The sequence below is a fragment of the Faecalimonas nexilis genome (assembly GCF_059731825.1).
The window spans coordinates 870129-887162 of the sequence record NZ_AP029189.1; the positions used below are offsets into that span (position 1 = coordinate 870129).

Here is a 17034-nt window from a genome sequence, read left to right on the forward strand (position 1 = left end):
ACTGTGATATTTCAGAAACCGGATGGAGACATTGTTATGATAAAGTCTGTATTGTAAAGATCAATACAGGCTTTTTTACAATATAAGACAGGGAGGAAGACATGAATATATTAAAAGCAGTAGATTTACAAAAAATATATGGACAGGGAGAAACGGAAGTTCGAGCCCTTGATGGTGTAAATTTGGAAGTGGAAAAAGGGGAGTTTGTAGCGATTGTTGGGACTTCTGGGAGTGGAAAGTCTACGATGCTCCATATCATTGGTGGATTGGATAATCCAACATCCGGGCAGGTAATTGTGGATGGACAGGACTTAAGCCATATGACAGATGAAGAGCTTACCATTTTCAGGCGCAGAAATATTGGTTTTGTATTTCAACAGTATAATTTAGTTCCGATGCTGAATGTATGGGAGAATATTATTCTTCCCGTGAAACTGGATGGCAAAAAGATTGAAAAGAAATATGTAGATGAAATCATTGATACACTTGGTATTCGGACAAAATTGGAAAATCTGCCAAGTGCTTTATCCGGGGGACAGCAGCAGAGAGTGGCAATTGCAAGGGCTTTAGCGGCAAAACCTGCTATTTTGCTGGCAGATGAACCGACCGGAAATTTGGACTCCAGAACAAGCCAGGATGTATTAGGACTTCTAAAAGTAACCAGTAAGCGTTTTCATCAGACCATTGTAATGATTACCCATAATGAGGAGATTGCCCAGATGGCAGACCGGATTTTGCAGATTGAAGACGGAAAAATTGTTTCAGATAGTGGATTGGTATAGCAGGGGGCGGTCATATGGTAAAAGTAGAGAATAAAGAGACGTTACGATTATTGACGAAGCGTTTTATGAAAATGAATCGTGCCAGAAATGTGATTGCTGTCATTGCCATCATGCTGACTTCCCTTTTATTTACAAGTCTCTTTGTGGGGAGTGTATCCATGATTCTTTCCAAAAGAGCAACGGAAATCAAACAATTTATGGATTCCGCCCATGCCAGTGCACAGAATCTGTCAGAAGAAGATGCAGAGCGATTGCAACAGACAATCGAACAGAGCGAAGAGGTGGAACGATACGGTTCCGGTATTTTTTTGGGAGCCGGAATGGATGAGCGGTTTGGATTTTCCGTAGAGGTCAGATATGCAGATGAAAATATGGCAGAAAGTTTTAATTGTCTGCCAACCACAGGAAGACTGCCAGAAAAAGAAAATGAAGTAGCACTCAGTAGCATGATATTGGAAACGCTAGGTGTTACACCAAAGATAGGGGAAGAAGTAACGCTGACCTGGGAAGTAAATCCAATGTTGAAACAATATAAGACTGATACATTTCAGATATGTGGTTTTTGGCAAGGGGATAAAGCTGTTTTAGGACAGATGGTCTGGGTATCCGAAGCCTATGCAGAGGAGAATCGTTATCCTGTTACACAGGAAGAATTAGAAAATGGCATCTATAATGGAGGCAAAGAGTATTCTGTCTGGTACAAGAACCTTTGGAATCTGGAAAAGAAAACGGAAAATATATCTAAAGCAGCAGGCTTTACGAAAGCTGGAACAGGAATGGAAGTCAATCCAGCATATAATCTGTTGGAAGAAGACTCTTTTTCCTTTACTTCTCTTATCATAATGATCCTGTTTGTGATACTGGCTGGATATCTGATTATCTATAATATTTTTAGCATTTCTGTGAAAACGGATATTCGGGCTTATGGACTGTTGAAGAATGTGGGGACAACAGGAAAGCAGTTGAAGAAAATTGTGCGTATGCAAGCATGGCGATTGTCAGCAGTGGGGATTCCAATTGGATTACTTTGCGGTTATCTTGCAGGACTTTGTATGGCTCCGTCACTGACCGCAGATGCTGAAATCAGCGCACAGGCAGGAAAGACTGCCCAGACAGTGGTGTCAGCCAATCCTTTGATTTTTCTTGTCGCAGCACTTTTGACACTTTTGACGGTGTATCTCTCCAGTCTGCAGGCTTGTAAAATGGTGGAAAAGGTATCTCCGGTGGAAGCTCTGCGCTTGGCAGAAGGGGGACAGTCACAACGGAAAATAAAAAAGAATACTTCTGTAACCTGGTGGGGGATGGCAGTTCAAAACGTGTTCCGAAATTGGAAAAAGGGATTGATTGTTATGCTTTCTATCGCTCTTTCTATGGTAGTGGTCAACTGTATCGTGATGCTGGTGCAGGGATATGATTTTGAGTCTTACAGGAAAGTATTTTTAGCATCCGATTTTCAACTGGATCAGATGACAAATAGTTTGTTAAATACGAATTTTAACGGTATTACACCTGAAATCAAAGAGATTCTGAATGAATGTCCTGACAGTGATCAAACAGGATATGTGTATTATTCAGAAGAGACACATAGGATGGAACCGGAACTTCTGAAAACATGGGAAACATTCGCAGATAAATATGAAGAAAACTGGACCGAGTATGAAGAACAGGTTTGGGAAGAGGCAAAGGCTTCCAATACAGTAAGTGTTCATTTTCTCGGAATCAGCGAGTCGGTGTTTGACAAGTTAGAATGGAGAGGGGAAAAATGTTCTTGGGATACCTTTAAAAGCGGAGATTATGTACTTGTAGATTATGGTGACAAATATGCAGAACATCCGGTTTCTTATTATCAGACCGGGGATGTTTTTCAGATGGAATATAAGAATGGAAACCAGAAAGAATATGAAGTCATGGGAGAAGCGCTGATGCCATATGCATTGGATTATCCGTATGCAGATCTTATCTATATTACGGTATTAGTTCCGGAAAAGGAGTATATCACCCAGACAGGAAATGAATCGGCCATGTATGCTGCTATTGATGCAAAGAAAGGAGCGGATAAGCAGGTAAAAGCGTATATTGATGAAAATATTTTGAAAGAAAATGATATGATCAATGTGTTTTCTGTATTGGATATGGAAGCGAGCTTTCAGCGGTTTGTCAGCAAATATTATATGATCGGTGGTTTCCTTGTCGTTATTTTAGCTTTTATCGGTATTATGAATTTCTTTAATACAACAGCAACTTCTGTAATCAGCAGAAAAAAGGAACTGGCGCTTTTGGAAGTTGTTGGGATGACGAAAAAACAGGTATCGAAAATGCTGGTGTCTGAGGGATTCTTATATTTAGGAGGCGCATTTGTAATTGCAGTATTATTAGTTGTGTTTGGAGCAGAGAAGATTTTAGCAAATACACTCGGTACGGCATTTTTCTTCCGAATGCACCTTACAATCGTGCCATGTATTCTTATGATTCCGATTTTGGTTGGGATTGCATATGTGATACCAAAATATCAGTTTGAAAAGATGAGTCGGGAAAGCGTTGTTGAAAGGATTCGGAAAGAATAGAAATATGTAGCGTAGTGGAAAGCAAGTCTGAAAAATGACTTGCTTTTTCTTTACTATGTGGAAAAGTGATGTATAATTACATTAGAGAGAAAAAATTAGGTTTTACGAGTTGGTGAGACTTCAATATATGGAGGTATATATGGCTCTTATAGATACATATAGAAAAAATATCATAAGGAAGAGAGAAGAGATTGTTAAGTTAGTTTCTGATAAAGCTAAGGAAAAGGATAAAATTGCAAAAGCAAGAATTAAGATTGATAATGCAAATGCTGCAATAACAAGAACGAAGAATGTAACTACAATTAAGTCAAAAATGAATGATATAAACAGAGCAGAAAAAGAGATAACAGCAGCAGAAAAGAAAATTGCATATATAGAAAAAAAGAGTTCAAAATTGGAAAAAGAATTATCGGATGAACAGAAGAAGGTTGAACGAGAAGAAGAGAAGGCGCATGAGCAACGAATGAAAGAGGAAGCAGAAATGCAGAAAAAAACTCAACGTCAGATTTCAGAATTAAATAGGACGGTTCAAGTTCATGAGCAGAGACAAAGTGAAATGCAGAGCCAGATTGAGAATTTACAAAAAATCCCAGAAATTATAACTGTCCTATTCTTGGCATCAAATCCTATAGATACCCAATCATTAAGATTAGATGCGGAATCTCGGGCAATACAAGAAATGATTAGAAAATCAGATTATAGAGACACTATCAGATTCGAAACAAGATGGGCAGTGCGAACATCGGATCTTTTACAGGCAATTAACGAAGTGAACCCTGATATTATTCATTTTAGTGGGCATGGTGCTTCTAATGGGGATTTAGCTTTTGAAAACGTGAATGGACAGAGTAAATTAGTTACTAAAGAGGCAATGGCACAGATAATCATGACGCTTTCAGATAAGGTGCGATTGATTTTCTTCAATGCGTGTTTCTCTGCAATTCAAGCAAAACATATTGTAGAACATGTTGATGCCGCAATTGGAATGAACACATCTATAGGTGATGAAGCTGCACTTGTATTTGCTTCGCAGTTTTATTCCTCAATAGGTTTTGGGAAAAATTTGAAATCAGCTTTTAATCAAGCAAAGGCAGCTTTAATGCTGGAGGGAATTCCAGAAGAAACAACACCTGAGTTATTTGTTCGAGAGGATTTACAAGCAGAAAATATTATTTTAGTACAACCACAATAGATTATCTACAATTATGCTTAATGAATATGGTGTTTTGATCAAAGTTTAGTCATTAATAGAGAACTAAGTAAATTGTTGTTTATAGAATTGAAAATGGAAATATAAAGGGCGTATGGGTTTGATTGGCTCCCATACGCCTTTTAAAGATAACTACAATTCCATATCACGTGATTTTTTCTTGGAGCGAACAGGTTGTTTTCTTCGCATTTCCTGCTTTTTCTGATACTCAAGTTCCCATGAGCGGCGGGAAAAGAGGTTTGGGTCTTCTGCGTTCAGATAATCTACTTTGTTGGATGCAAAATCACGGCGGTGATAGTCATAATATTTACCAAAGGCACCTTTGAGTTGTTTAATCAATTTATCCCGAAAATCAGGTCGAATCTGGATCCTGGCATCCAGTAATTCTGTATATTGGTCTGATTTAGGACAAAATCGTTCTTCTCGGAAAGCTGAGGCATCTTTTTCAAGCTGTTCTTTGAGGGTGGCATCCTGAGAATCCAGAGTTTCCAGATTTTTCATCATCTGATTGTATCTGTCAGAGAGTTTAACCATATCTTTATCGGTGGAACACTCTGCCTGAAATAATAGTTGCTCTTTAGCGGATTTCAGTTCCTCGATTTCTTCTGTTACAGTTGTAATCTGCTGATTTAATTTTATATGCTGGATTGGATTTAAGAAACTGGTTTTATCTTTCTGTAAATTCAATGTTTTTTTCTCAGCAGCTTTGTCTTTCAGTTTTTTCTTTACGGTGTTGTATTTGCTTAAAATCGGTTTGAGATTGTACATCCAGTCGTGAATTACCTCTTTTTGCATTTCATTATGAAGCAAATGATATTGTGTAAAAATCATATGGTTTCGGATTGCTTCCAATGTCTCGGCGATTGCAGGAATAGATTTTTCAATGGCTTGAGCCAGTTTAGCAACTTGGGCTTTTAATTCTCTGAGTAATTTATTGTCTGCACGAATCTGACGATTGATTTCGCAACGTTCTGCAACCATGCCTTTCTTTTCCATATCCTGAGCAATATAATCTTCATGAATAGTAGGCTGCTCTGTGATTCCCTGTGCGGAAAAGCTGCGGTGATCAATAGAGGCTTTGATTTGATTTTGAGCAAGCATCTTGTTTGTAAAATCCGCCCAATTTGCTCTCCAGACACAGAGTTGTTCATCGCTATTCCATTGTTCAGAAATGGGATTTTGTCTGCCATACCGGGTACTTTTTGGATGTTTATCAATACGTTCATAGCCTTGCTCCTGAGCGGCGGATGGAGTAAGATAGATTTTTTTCTTTCCTGCTTTATAGCGGTACTGCTTTTCCCATCCGTCTTTCTGTGCTTCTTTATATTCAGAAGCAGTAAATCCTTTTTCTTCTCCGTTTTTTACACAAAGATATTCTTTTTCAGTTTTATATTGCCATGTTCCGTTTTCATTTAATGGACGGACAGTAAGTAGAATATGAGCGTGTGGATTGTGTCCGTCGGTATCATGAATGGCGAAATCGGCACACATGCCCATATCTACAAAGTTTTCTTGAATAAAGTTCTGAAGAAGAGAAATATGACTGTCCTTGTTTAATTCGACAGGAAGTGCTACAACAAATTCTCTTGCCAGTCTGCTGTCCTTTGTTTTTTCAGCAGCTTCTACAGCATTCCAAAGCTGTTCTCGGTCTTTCCATTCAGCCGGAGCCATCGGTGGAAGCATTACTTCCTGATAAATCAGTCCATGTTTTCGGGTATAGTCATGCTGGATGCCATCATAATCATTATACATCCGACTGCAGCTCATATAAGCAGAGGCTGCGACAGCAGACCGCCCGGAACCACGACTGACGACTTTAGCTTGCATATGATAAATTGCCATATCTGGCACCTCCTTTCGATGTTGCTTGCAACAGCGGATAGCCCTCGGCAGAGCGCACGAGCCTGACCAACGGGAAGGATACCACCGCCCGATTTATCGGGTGGTGAGTAAGTGCGCCCTTCGGGAGTATAAATTCTTGGTTTACAATCCTCTTAGTCGGATTATCAGTTCCTGTTTTAGAGTATCTAAATCCATTTCTTTGATATGGGGAGCAACGTTTTCCAGAATTGCTCCTTCTTGAATCAATCTGCGTGTTCTGGCATTACGCTCTTTTTTTCGATTTCTTGCTTCGGCTTCTTCCTGACGGTGTCTTGCCTGTAAAAGTGCTTTTTCTTCAGTTGTCATTGTTTTGTTATCTGCCATATCTGGCACCTCCTTTTATGCCCGTATCCGGGCGTTTTTAGTTTTGATTTTTTTCTATCTGGTACTAATGTTTTGATGGATTGACAGTAGTACATTTCACTTGAAAAATAGTTCGAGAGAATAGCACTACTGTCGGTTGATTGTGATAGTTGTGCAACGGTGTTTTGTCTGCTTTTGGCACGAACAGGTATCACAACAGGATTTTTTTAGCTTCCTGTAGATTTGCAGAAGCATTTTCCTGACGAATGTTACGGTTATTGATACGAACAGGAACACATCTTTCTAAAATACGGTCATAAATTCTTTTGTGTGGTAAATCGGAAGGAGTGTTCAGTTCTTGCAAGGTAAGATTCGTTGTTACAATGAGTGGTTTTTTACTTCGATAACGGCTGTCGATTACGTTGAATACCTGTTCCAGTGCAAATTCTGAATTACGTTCAATCCCAAGATCATCAATAATCAGCAGACTATATCGATTTAAGCTGTCAATGAACTGATTTCTGTCTTCAAAGTGCATCCCGGTAAGTGTGTTCAGAATCCGGGAAAAATTCGTCATAAGAACTGGCACTCCTTTTTCAAGAAGAGCATTGGCGATGCATCCGGCAAAGAAAGATTTTCCGGTACCAACATCTCCCCAAAGAAGAAGACCTGAGGAGTTGGATTTCATTTTTTCCCAGTTGTCTACATAATTGTGTGCCAGTTTCATTTCTGTGTTCATTCCGTTATCCTTATCAAAGGTATAGTCATATAATGCTTTATCCTGTAGACCGATGGCTTTCAGATGTTCGATTTCAAACTGTTTTTCTCGGAGTGTTCTTTGCGCTTCTTCCTGCTCATAAATTTCTCTTTGGCATTTACAAAGAATAGAGGGAAGGAAGATTTTACCTTGTAACATGTGCCTGCTCTGTCTGGGAGTATGGCATTTGGAACAGTAAATCAGCTGATCTTTTTCATTAAAATATTCATCAGATTGAAGTTGTCTGTTTGGTTTCAAGATGTTTGGTTCTTCTATAAATTTTGTCATAATGTTTCATATTCCTCGCTTTCATAAATTCTTTGTTGGGAAAGGGGATTGTCCTGCCTTGCCCAGTTGATGATAGTAGCTGCATGATTCCGGTATTGTTTTCCGGTGGAAGCCATGTAGCCGGATAAACGTTCAATATATTCCTTCCAGTCACTAACGGAATGTTTGATTTCTTCCAGTTCCTGATCGGAAAGAAATACATTTTGAAATTTTCCATATGGCGAGAGGTTCTTTGCTCTCTCATTTTTCGATAAATTATTTTTTTCTCTTTCTTTTTTATTAGTGGACAGTTTTTTGTCTGTCTCAGTGATAGAATTCTGTCTGTTAGAAGGACAGTTTTCTGTCTGTGTCAAAGAAAGTATTTTGTCTGTATGGTGGAAAGTTCCTAACGGAAATTTCACATAAATTCGATTAGGCTGTCCAACACCCTGCCGTTTCCGTAGAATCAACTCACTTTTCTCCAATGATGTTAAAGATGTTTTGATGGTCATCTGACTCTTGTGCATAACTTTTGCCATTGCTTCAATGGTAAAATAGATGAACACATGACCGGATGTGTCTGTCCAACCTTCATTTTTAAGAGAGAGCCTTGCACGATCCAAAAGAATTACATAAAGTAGCTTAGTTGTTTCATTTAGCTCCGTATCCAGAAGAAAACGGGGAAATACCATATAGGGCGGCAGGCTTGTATCGGCTGTCAGAAATTCTGTCATGTGTCCACCTCCTAAATTCGGTTATTCACCGAGAAAATCCCAGTCCACATCTTCTGTATCGGAATTACAGTTTTTTGAATCTGTCAAGGAAGCTTGTTTTGGAGTTCCAATTTGTACCATACCTACGGTCAGACCGGAGAGAAAAAGTGGAAGTGATTGTTTCAGATTTTGTTGAACGCCCTCTACAATTTGATTGATAAATCGTTCTTCTCGTTCCCTTGTTTCCAAATAAGGGTCTTCGGCGATACGATAATATCGGTCAAAGTAATCCACCAAAGCGAGGGAAATTACATGACTGTAGGATTTGAATTCCTGCCGGTTCATAGATTGTAAATATTCCCATGCTTTGCGTTGCAGGTCTTTTTCCAGATTGAAGCGTAGGTTCGTATTTCTGATTTGATTTGACATGGCTTATTTCCCCCTTTTCAGGCTCATATAAGCCAGATTTTCATATCCTTTGGCTGTGGCACAGATATCATCAAGGATTGTGACACGAGAATTATCATAGATTCCAAAGTTACGGACGAGACATCCCCCACCGCCGACTACATACAAACGCATTAAATCGGGATTGTATTCATATTTACGAAGCGTGGAGAATATATCTGCCACATATTGCTTGGCTACCGATGTGATACAATCCAGATATGGAGCTGCAATATCTGCTGTACCGAATCGAAGAATCTGTTCTACAGTAGCTTCCTCGATTTTGACTCCGAATTTATCCAAGATGGCATTTTTTGCAGCAATCATGCATTGGTTTACACCGAGTTTTTCTGTCCAGCATCGGTTTTCCTGTGCTTTCTTATTGTTGATATACAGAATGTTCATAGTGCCATTACCGATATCCGCAAGAAGATTTGTCCCTTTGAAATTACCCAGTTGATTTATAATAGCCGGATACCCCTGTGGATAAAGACTGCATCCAACAAAGTGAATGTGATACTCTTTATTGTTGAAGCGATAGTGAACTTCGGGATTCTGAAGCAGGTAGGAGCGGAATTTTTCACGCTGATTCCGTATCCATGTCAGAGGAAGTCCAGCCGTCAGATGAACATCTGCTTCACGAACGGAGTAGATATTCAATTCTCTTGCAACAGCCATGAGGGTTAGGAGATAATACTCTTCATCCATAGCTTTGTCTGGGATAAATTCTTTGTGACCTTCTCCAATCCGGTAGAATATATCGTTATATTCTAAAATGTTTCCGGTGAAGATAGGTTCTGTTTCATAGGCTTTGATACCTGTTGGTGTGACTGTGTTGGCAGTCTTGATATTGCCGTATCCATGATCTACAGCAATGATTTTGGTGTTTTTGATTTCTCTCATAAAAAATACCTCCATTTTCGTATTGATTTTTTCAGTAGGCTGTACCAGTGTGGTACTGCTTGCTGTGATATAAGCATACGAAAAATGAAGAGAAAAGGCATTGAGTTGAAATTGAGTTGAAATTGAAGAAAAGAGAGGATAAAAATAAGAGTGAAGACATTTATGTAAAATGAGCTTCACTCTTTTGGGAAAGATGTGTTTAAATTATACTTGTTTATTATTTGTGTGTAAGAGGCTTCTTGCCAGAGCAATCCCGACCTGCGGATACAGTTCGTGAATTTCTCGATATTTTTCTTCAATCAATTCCGGTTCGTCTGCCCAGATTTCCGCATAAATTTTCAAGGCTTTTTTAAAATGTATTTTTGCCTGTGAGGTATTTGCTGTGATCAGGCATATATTTCCCAGGGATTCCTGTACCTGAGCATAATCCAGACAGTGGTCTGAATTGTATTCTTTGATAATCCGTGCAAGTTTCTGGAGAGAGGACATGGCACGTTCTGGTTCCTGCATTTCTGTTAATAAGGCAGCGTAATTGCTAATCTGAGGAATGCTGTCATTAGTATAAAGAAGTCCATATTGTTCTAATAGTGAGATGCCCGTTTCCATGTGTTCTCTTGCCAGTTCTATTTGACCTTGCATCCGATAAAGTCCTCCCAGATTTGCATGAAGGTTAGAAACAAGGTGGGCATTATCTTTTGAGGTTTCTTTTATTTGAGTAAGCGCTTCTTTTTCTAACTGGATGGCTTTCTGTGGTTTGGTTTCCAGAGTTGCCTGATAATCCAGTAATAGCGCCCGGTCAGAAGCAGTTCCGTGATTATTTGTTTTTACAAGGAACTTTAATTCTTGAATGATCTCTGTCATGCCTTTTTGATAGTGATATTTTTCCATATACGGAAAGACGTTTTCTAAAAATAACAGGTATTGGAGAATATCATCTTTTTCAATTAGCTGCATGATGTTTTCTATTGTTTGAAACAATTTTTTGTAATAACTGATCTCAACACCGTGCATCAAACATATTTTTTGAAGAGAACTCAATAAGGTGTGACAGTTTGTAACGGAAGGGCTGGTTTCAGAAAAAGCGATTTCCTGAATCATTGGATGCAGAGAAATAGTATGCCGGAGACTTGACTGTACAAAACCTGTCTCAATCAGATCATTCACGTCATTTAAAGTAGGCAGCTCCAGCCATTTGGAAAATATACGGGCAGAAATACCAGATGAAGGCATAAAACACATATTGCACATAATATCCTGTTGTTTCCGTGATAAGGAGTATAACGAAAACAGGGTATGGATATGGTTGTAATAGGTGGCTTTTTTGCTCTGACCATCTTTCATTACTTTAATCTTATCTTCATTATGAAGAGAAGCCTTTTCCTCTTGAAGTTTTATCAATAATTGCTCTGGAGTTAAAATTCCATTTTCCAGAAGTTTGGCTGCCAGTTCGACAGCAAAAGTATGGTAGTGTACAGTTTCTATGATTTTTTCTACGATTACCCGGTTTTCCTCTGCTTCTGAATAAAATACAGATGTCAGTTGAAAAAGAGTGGGTATATCTTTCAGTTCTTTTAATTGAAAACTACAGTATTCAGACAGTTGGCTTCTGGTTGTAAATAAAACCCGACAACGGTATTTTAATACGACTGACAGGCAACTGTCCTGTGTGGATGTGACATTAAAATTGTCTATGATCAGCAGTGTATCAGATTTCAAAGAGCGTAAGAAACGGTTATGTCTTTGAAAACGTTCCTGCTCACTGATTTCTGGTAGATCATCAATAAAATCCATGTCTACAATATCTTGATATAGATTACCGGTGTATTCCATATAGAGAATATTGGTGTACTGTTTTCTGTATTGCTTTGCATAGGCTTTAGCAAGCTCGCTTTTTCCAATTCCGGCAATTCCATAAAGAAATATATGTCGGTTCTCTTCAAACAAAGTATGGAGTTCATCCAGTTCTTCTTCTCTTCCTAGAAAATGACGGCATGGTTTCGGGACTTCGCTGTCCATAATGTAATCCAGAACAATCGGAGATAGAACACCTCCTGCAATCAGTTTTTGATTTCTTGTATCACGTTTAATAAATTGCCGTTCCATACCAAAAGAAAGTACTTTTGCTAAAAACAACAGCCTTGAATCAGAAGGTTTATATAGAGATACAAGTTCCTGCTTTTTTGTATCCGAAATAGTATCGTCCTGTATGAATAACGTGTAAATGTCCTGTATAACCATGTTGCAGTCTGCCATTAAGGGAAGTAAGTTCCGCTGAATGGTTGTTGCCAGTTTTTTCTGATTGCTGGGTTTTGCATAATATGAGGTTATTTTGGGACTGATTTTTGCTTGTCCGGTTATCCAGCGGCAAATCAGACCATTATCCATAGAAAAATCTTCATTTATCGGATCATTCATAAAATCTTCAAATAATTCGTATAAAAAATCAGGTTGGTTCATCTGATTGCTTTCACTGATTTGATTTTTTAGGCATGTGCTAATAGAAGAAAAATCACATCGTTCCAACAGAAATCCCTCCTTTGGTTTTCGTGTTTTATATTCTTAAAGTCTTTTTATTATAACACGAACAAATGTTCTGGACAATAGGAATTGATACTGTATAGGAAGAAAATGAATCTTAAAAACTCAATCTGCGGTCAATTTCAATTCAATGTGATTGGTGCAGAATAATTTTAGAATGTAATCAGGCTTTCGAAAGCCGAATTCAATTCATACAGAACTTTTGTACAATCCTGCCGGCATAGGATGTAGAGAGAACTGTATGCTGAAGGAGGCATATAGCATGAATACGTTATTTGATTCTGCAGAAGTTCTGGATACAAAAAAAGAAATTCAGAAAGAGGATGTAAGCTATGAACATGCAGGATATCAGATTCGAGTGCATTTTAATGGAGAAAAGACATTGACTCAGTGTATTCAGAATCTAACGGAACGAAAAATTGCAGGTTGATTTTTTATAGTTCTTGTTGTAAGATAAAGACAATTAAAGACAATGACCATACAAGACCAATGAAAAGAGGGATAAAATGTATCAGGCAGGAATTTATTGCCGAATTTCCATTGAAGAGCAAAACAAAGAGGGTGAATACAGCAATAGTATTCACTCTCAGATTCAGATGGCAAGAGATTATATTGCAGAGAAGAAGGATATTGCAGAGAAAAAAGTTTATGTAGACGACGGGGCTTCCGGAAGTAATTTTGAAAGAGCTGAATTTCGGAGGATGCTGGCAGATATTGAGCTTGGTGTTATCAATATGGTGATTTTTAAGGATGTATCACGACTTGGAAGAGAACATATTGATACTAACTATTATCTGGGCAAATATTTCCTGGAGAAACAGATTCGGGTTGTTTCAATTCTGGACAATTATGATTCTGTTATTGGAACTTATGATGAAATGTTAGAAATAAAAACTTTGCTGAATGATATGTATTTGAGAGATACATCCAGAAAGATTAAGACAACGATTCAGACCAAAAGAAGTATGGGCGAATATACTCCGAAACAGCCCCCCTTTGGATATGTGAAAAGTAAAACAATTCATAATTATCTGGAAGTTGATCCTTATGCAGCCGAGGTTGTTCGAAGAATTTACAGAATGTATCAAAATGGATTTGGCTGTACGGTTATTTGCAGGACTTTGAATGAAGATGAAATCCCTTGTCCCGCAAAATATAAAAAGGAAGTTTTAAAAACCAATTATGTATGGGATTCGGGAAAAGGTCTGTGGACATCGTCTACTGTAAGTGGAATTTTAAAGAATCCGGTCTATACTGGGGCGGTTGTGATTCGGAAACATGAAAGACCGTCTTATAAGCTGAAATACAAAAAGGCAATTCCCCTGGAAGAAATGGAGCTGGTGCCGGATGCACATGAGGCAATCATTTCTAAAGAAGAGTTTGATAAGGTTCAGCAAATAAGAAAGGGGCGTAGAGTTTCCTATTTTGATAAAAACAATGAACCACATAAATATGTGGGACTGCTCTTTTGTGGGAAATGTAAAACAGCCATGCGAAAACGTTATCTGGCATCTCATAAAGACTATGACGGATATATGTGTGGTTTTCACCAGAAGCAGGGGCAGAATTACTGTGAGCTGAATCATATTACATTTGAAAAGCTGGATGAACTGGTTGTATTTGCAATCAACCAGCAATTGAAACAGATGAAGATGGATATGAAGAATCTGGAAACTCAGATCAGACAGAAACAGCCGGAACTGGATGGTAAAATTGTAAAATTGCAGGCAAAAATAGAAAGGAATCTGGAATATAGAAAACGAGCATATGAGCAGTTTATGGATGAAGTGCTTTCCAAAGATGAATATCTGGAATTAAAACAGATGTATGAAACAGAGAATCAGAAATATCAAAAAGAATTATACAAACTAAACCATGAGGCGCAAAGTCAACAATCAGCTGTAAATGAGACAAAGATGTGGTTAGGGCATTTTAATCGCAGGAAAATAACGGTAAAGCAGCTTACTAGAGAAGTGCTTGTAGAGTTGATTGATAAAATTTATGTTTATCCCGATCAGAAACTGGATATATATTTTAAGTTTGCTTCAATGGAAAATTCAGCAGATAGAATACTTGAGAAAGATAGGGTGATATGATGTATCAGATGGGTGTATATTGTCGTCTGTCGAAGGATGATGGAGAGAATAAAGTCAGTGAGAGTATTGAAAATCAGATGAAACTGATTCGGGAGTATGTGAGTAAATCAGATGATCTGGAAATCGCAGATATTTATATTGATGATGGTTATTCTGGGCTTTATTTTGCAAATAGACCGGAATTTCAGCGGATGATGGAGGATATTTACAAAGGAAAAATCAAGGGAGTTATTACGAAAGATATTTCCCGGCTTGGACGTGAACATATTGAAACCAGTAATTATATAGAACGTGTTTTTCCTTCTTTAGGCGTACGTTACATTGCAATTTTAGATGGTGTGGATTCGGTTTATCACAGCAATGAAGAACTGGCACAGTTTAAGACGTTGTTTAATGATATGTATAGTCGTGATATATCCAAGAAAATCAGAGGTGCATTGACCGCCCAGAAGAAACGGGGACAGTTTATGTCTGGGTTTGCCCCATATGGATATGTAAAAGATCCGGCAGATAAGCATCATTTTCTTATAGATGAAGAAGCAGCCAAAGTGGTACGGAGAATCTTTTATATGAGTCTGGAGGGGTATTCCAGAGATAGTATTGCAAGGAAGCTGAATCAGGAAGGAATTCTGACACCGTCAGAGTATAAGAGAAAGGTGCAGGGATTGAAATATGCCAATGCATTAGAAAAAGCTGGTGCAAAGGGATGGGCATATCCTACAATCAATGTGATTTTGCGAAACAGGGTTTATACAGGAGCTATGGTGCAGCATAAATCTGAAAAGGTTTCCTACAAAGTAGAAAAATATCATTATATTCCAGAGGAACAGCAGTATATTGTGGAAGGAATGCACGAAGCAATTATCAGCAAAGATACTTTTGAGCAGGTACAGGAACTTATGAAGAAAAGAACACGGACACCGGGCTTTAATAGCGAAGTGAGAAAGGTAAATCCATATGCAGGAATTATTGTTTGTGGAGATTGCGGATATAATTTCCAGAGGGTTACTTGTCGGGATGGTTATGAGTGCGGTACCTATCACAAAAAAGGAAACACAGTTTGTTATTCTCATTTCATTAAAAAAGAAGTATTGGATTCTATTGTAAAAAATGAAATCCAAAGACAAGCGGAACTGGCATTGAAAGAAAGTGATAAGGATGAAATATTAAAAGTAGCAGATAGGAAGAAGGAGGTGCAGAGACGATGTGCAGAAGCAGACCAACAGATTGAACGGTTACAAAAAGAACTTGCGGCTGTCCAGAACTATAAAAAGAAAACTTACGAAAATTATGTAGATGGTGTTCTGGATAAAGAAGAATATCTCTCCTATAAGGCAGAATATGAAAAGCAGGATAAAGAGATCAGGGCGAAGATTCAGTTGGCAGAACAAGAGAAAGACAGCTTTGGAGAGGCAGAAGAATCTTATGAAAACTGGATAGAGAAATTTATCAAGTATGGAACATTATCCGAAGTGACAAGAGAAATTGTGACAGAATTGATTGAAAAAATTGTTGTGAATGGAGATAAGAGCATTGATATTGTATTTAAGTATCAGTCGCCTTATCCTGTAGAAAAACAGGCAGTGTAAAGACTGCAAATTTTTTTACAGTAACTTTCCCCTAGTTATAATGAACACATGACGGAACGAGCTTACTAGAACGATTTATAGAGGATATTGCGAATATATGGAAGAGTGTGATTTGTATTGGAACGGGAAATGAAGGAAGAAGTGCAGGGCACAAAGCTGGAATTGTCAGGGAAAATGAAGAAACGGTTATCCAGCTTGCAGTGCAGGAACAGGAACCCGCGCTAAATCTTCAAATTTGGAAAGCTTACTATGACATCATGGATATTTCTTTTGTATCACCGTCTGGGGAAAGAATAGGACCGATTCAGGAAGTGCTTGGAACACAGCGGTTTTCTGTGGGAAATACAGAACTTTTGCTCTATTATGGAGAACCAAGTCCATACAGTACTGCACAGGAAATTTATGTTGATTTTCTACCGAAAGAGGTATATATCAACAGTGGCATTTGGGAGATTGTGTTGACACCGAGAAAGATTATATCAGGAAATTATGCGATGTGGCTCCCGAGTGAAAATGTATTGAATCCGGGAACAGCATTTTTATTCCCGACGGAGACCGGAACACTCACGATACCATCTACAGCTTCGCGTACAATTGGTGTGGGGGCATACGATGCACTTACTTTTTCCTATGCGGATTTCTCAGGACGCGGACAAAGGGGGGCAGGGAGATTATCAAAACCGGATATTGTTGCGCCAGGTGTGAATGTTACAGCACCGACGACTAGTGGCACATATGCAAGCTTCAGTGGGACATCATTTGCCACACCGTTTGTAACCGGAGGAGCGGCGCTTATGATGGAGTGGGGAATCATTAAGGAAAATGATCCGTATTTATATGGAGAAAAGGTAAAGGCATATATGCAAAGGGGAGCGAGACCGCTGCCTGGATTCACAGAGTATCCGAATCCGCAGGTGGGATATGGAGCACTGTGCGTAAGAGACAGTATTCCGATATAAGAAAAGTCTCTCTTACATCAGGGCT

General features: G+C 38.6%; 13 protein-coding genes and 1 pseudogene. 7 read left to right on the forward strand and 7 right to left on the reverse strand.

Annotation, left to right across the window (positions count from 1 at the left end):
- Window positions 1-101: 101 nt before the first annotated feature.
- From AC6I5B_RS04290 to AC6I5B_RS04300, 3 genes are all read left to right on the forward strand, one after another.
- Window positions 102-782, forward strand: coding sequence for an ABC transporter ATP-binding protein (locus AC6I5B_RS04290; protein ID WP_257464062.1), 681 nt, complete (start codon window positions 102-104; stop codon window positions 780-782).
- 14 nt (window positions 783-796) lie between these two features.
- A complete protein-coding gene (locus AC6I5B_RS04295) occupies window positions 797-3346 on the forward strand; it encodes an ABC transporter permease (protein ID WP_459639995.1) in 2550 nt (849 codons plus the stop codon).
- A 139-nt stretch (window positions 3347-3485) separates the two neighbouring features.
- A complete protein-coding gene (locus AC6I5B_RS04300; protein ID WP_412361296.1) occupies window positions 3486-4538 on the forward strand; it encodes a CHAT domain-containing protein in 1053 nt (350 codons plus the stop codon).
- Window positions 4539-4688: 150 nt separating this feature from the next.
- Here AC6I5B_RS04300 and mobQ read toward each other — a convergent pair whose 3' ends face one another.
- The 7 genes from mobQ to AC6I5B_RS04335 form a co-directional block, all read right to left on the reverse strand.
- Window positions 4689-6398, reverse strand: coding sequence for a MobQ family relaxase (gene mobQ / locus AC6I5B_RS04305; RefSeq protein ID WP_412361297.1), 1710 nt, complete (start codon window positions 6396-6398; stop codon window positions 4689-4691).
- Window positions 6399-6539: 141 nt separating this feature from the next.
- Complete coding sequence (locus tag AC6I5B_RS04310; RefSeq protein WP_257464058.1) at window positions 6540-6761, reverse strand: DUF3847 domain-containing protein; 222 nt, start codon at window positions 6759-6761, stop codon at window positions 6540-6542.
- A 190-nt stretch (window positions 6762-6951) separates the two neighbouring features.
- Window positions 6952-7785, reverse strand: a complete 834-nt coding sequence (locus tag AC6I5B_RS04315; RefSeq protein WP_412361299.1) for an ATP-binding protein — start codon at window positions 7783-7785, stop codon at window positions 6952-6954.
- On the reverse strand, window positions 7782-8498 hold the full coding sequence (locus tag AC6I5B_RS04320) for a replication initiator protein A (protein WP_257464056.1): 717 nt from the start codon (window positions 8496-8498) through the stop codon (window positions 7782-7784). Before AC6I5B_RS04320 ends, AC6I5B_RS04315 begins: the two co-directional genes overlap by 4 nt.
- Window positions 8499-8519: 21 nt before the next feature.
- Window positions 8520-8906 carry an adenylate cyclase gene (locus AC6I5B_RS04325; RefSeq protein ID WP_257464055.1) on the reverse strand — a complete coding sequence of 129 codons (387 nt, stop codon included), beginning with the start codon at window positions 8904-8906 and terminating at the stop codon, window positions 8520-8522.
- A 3-nt stretch (window positions 8907-8909) separates the two neighbouring features.
- Window positions 8910-9827, reverse strand: a complete 918-nt coding sequence (locus tag AC6I5B_RS04330; RefSeq protein ID WP_257464054.1) for a ParM/StbA family protein — start codon at window positions 9825-9827, stop codon at window positions 8910-8912.
- Window positions 9828-10031: 204 nt separating this feature from the next.
- Window positions 10032-12284 carry a tetratricopeptide repeat protein gene (locus tag AC6I5B_RS04335; protein WP_412361676.1) on the reverse strand — a complete coding sequence of 751 codons (2253 nt, stop codon included), beginning with the start codon at window positions 12282-12284 and terminating at the stop codon, window positions 10032-10034.
- Window positions 12285-12627: 343 nt separating this feature from the next.
- On the opposite strand from AC6I5B_RS04335, the gene AC6I5B_RS04340 reads away from it, so the two are divergent.
- From AC6I5B_RS04340 to AC6I5B_RS04355, 4 genes and pseudogenes are all read left to right on the forward strand, one after another.
- Window positions 12628-12795, forward strand: a complete 168-nt coding sequence (locus AC6I5B_RS04340) for a hypothetical protein (RefSeq protein ID WP_257464053.1) — start codon at window positions 12628-12630, stop codon at window positions 12793-12795.
- A gap of 76 nt (window positions 12796-12871) precedes the next feature.
- The gene (locus AC6I5B_RS04345; protein ID WP_412361302.1) at window positions 12872-14461 is read left to right on the forward strand and encodes a recombinase family protein; all 1590 of its coding nucleotides are present in this window, start codon (window positions 12872-12874) and stop codon (window positions 14459-14461) included.
- Window positions 14458-16050, forward strand: coding sequence for a recombinase family protein (locus AC6I5B_RS04350; RefSeq protein WP_412361304.1), 1593 nt, complete (start codon window positions 14458-14460; stop codon window positions 16048-16050). The genes AC6I5B_RS04345 and AC6I5B_RS04350 overlap by 4 nt, the downstream gene beginning before the upstream one ends.
- Window positions 16051-16094: 44 nt before the next feature.
- Window positions 16095-17009: pseudogene (locus AC6I5B_RS04355) on the forward strand (S8 family peptidase); the annotation flags it as partial.
- Window positions 17010-17034 lie beyond the last annotated feature (25 nt).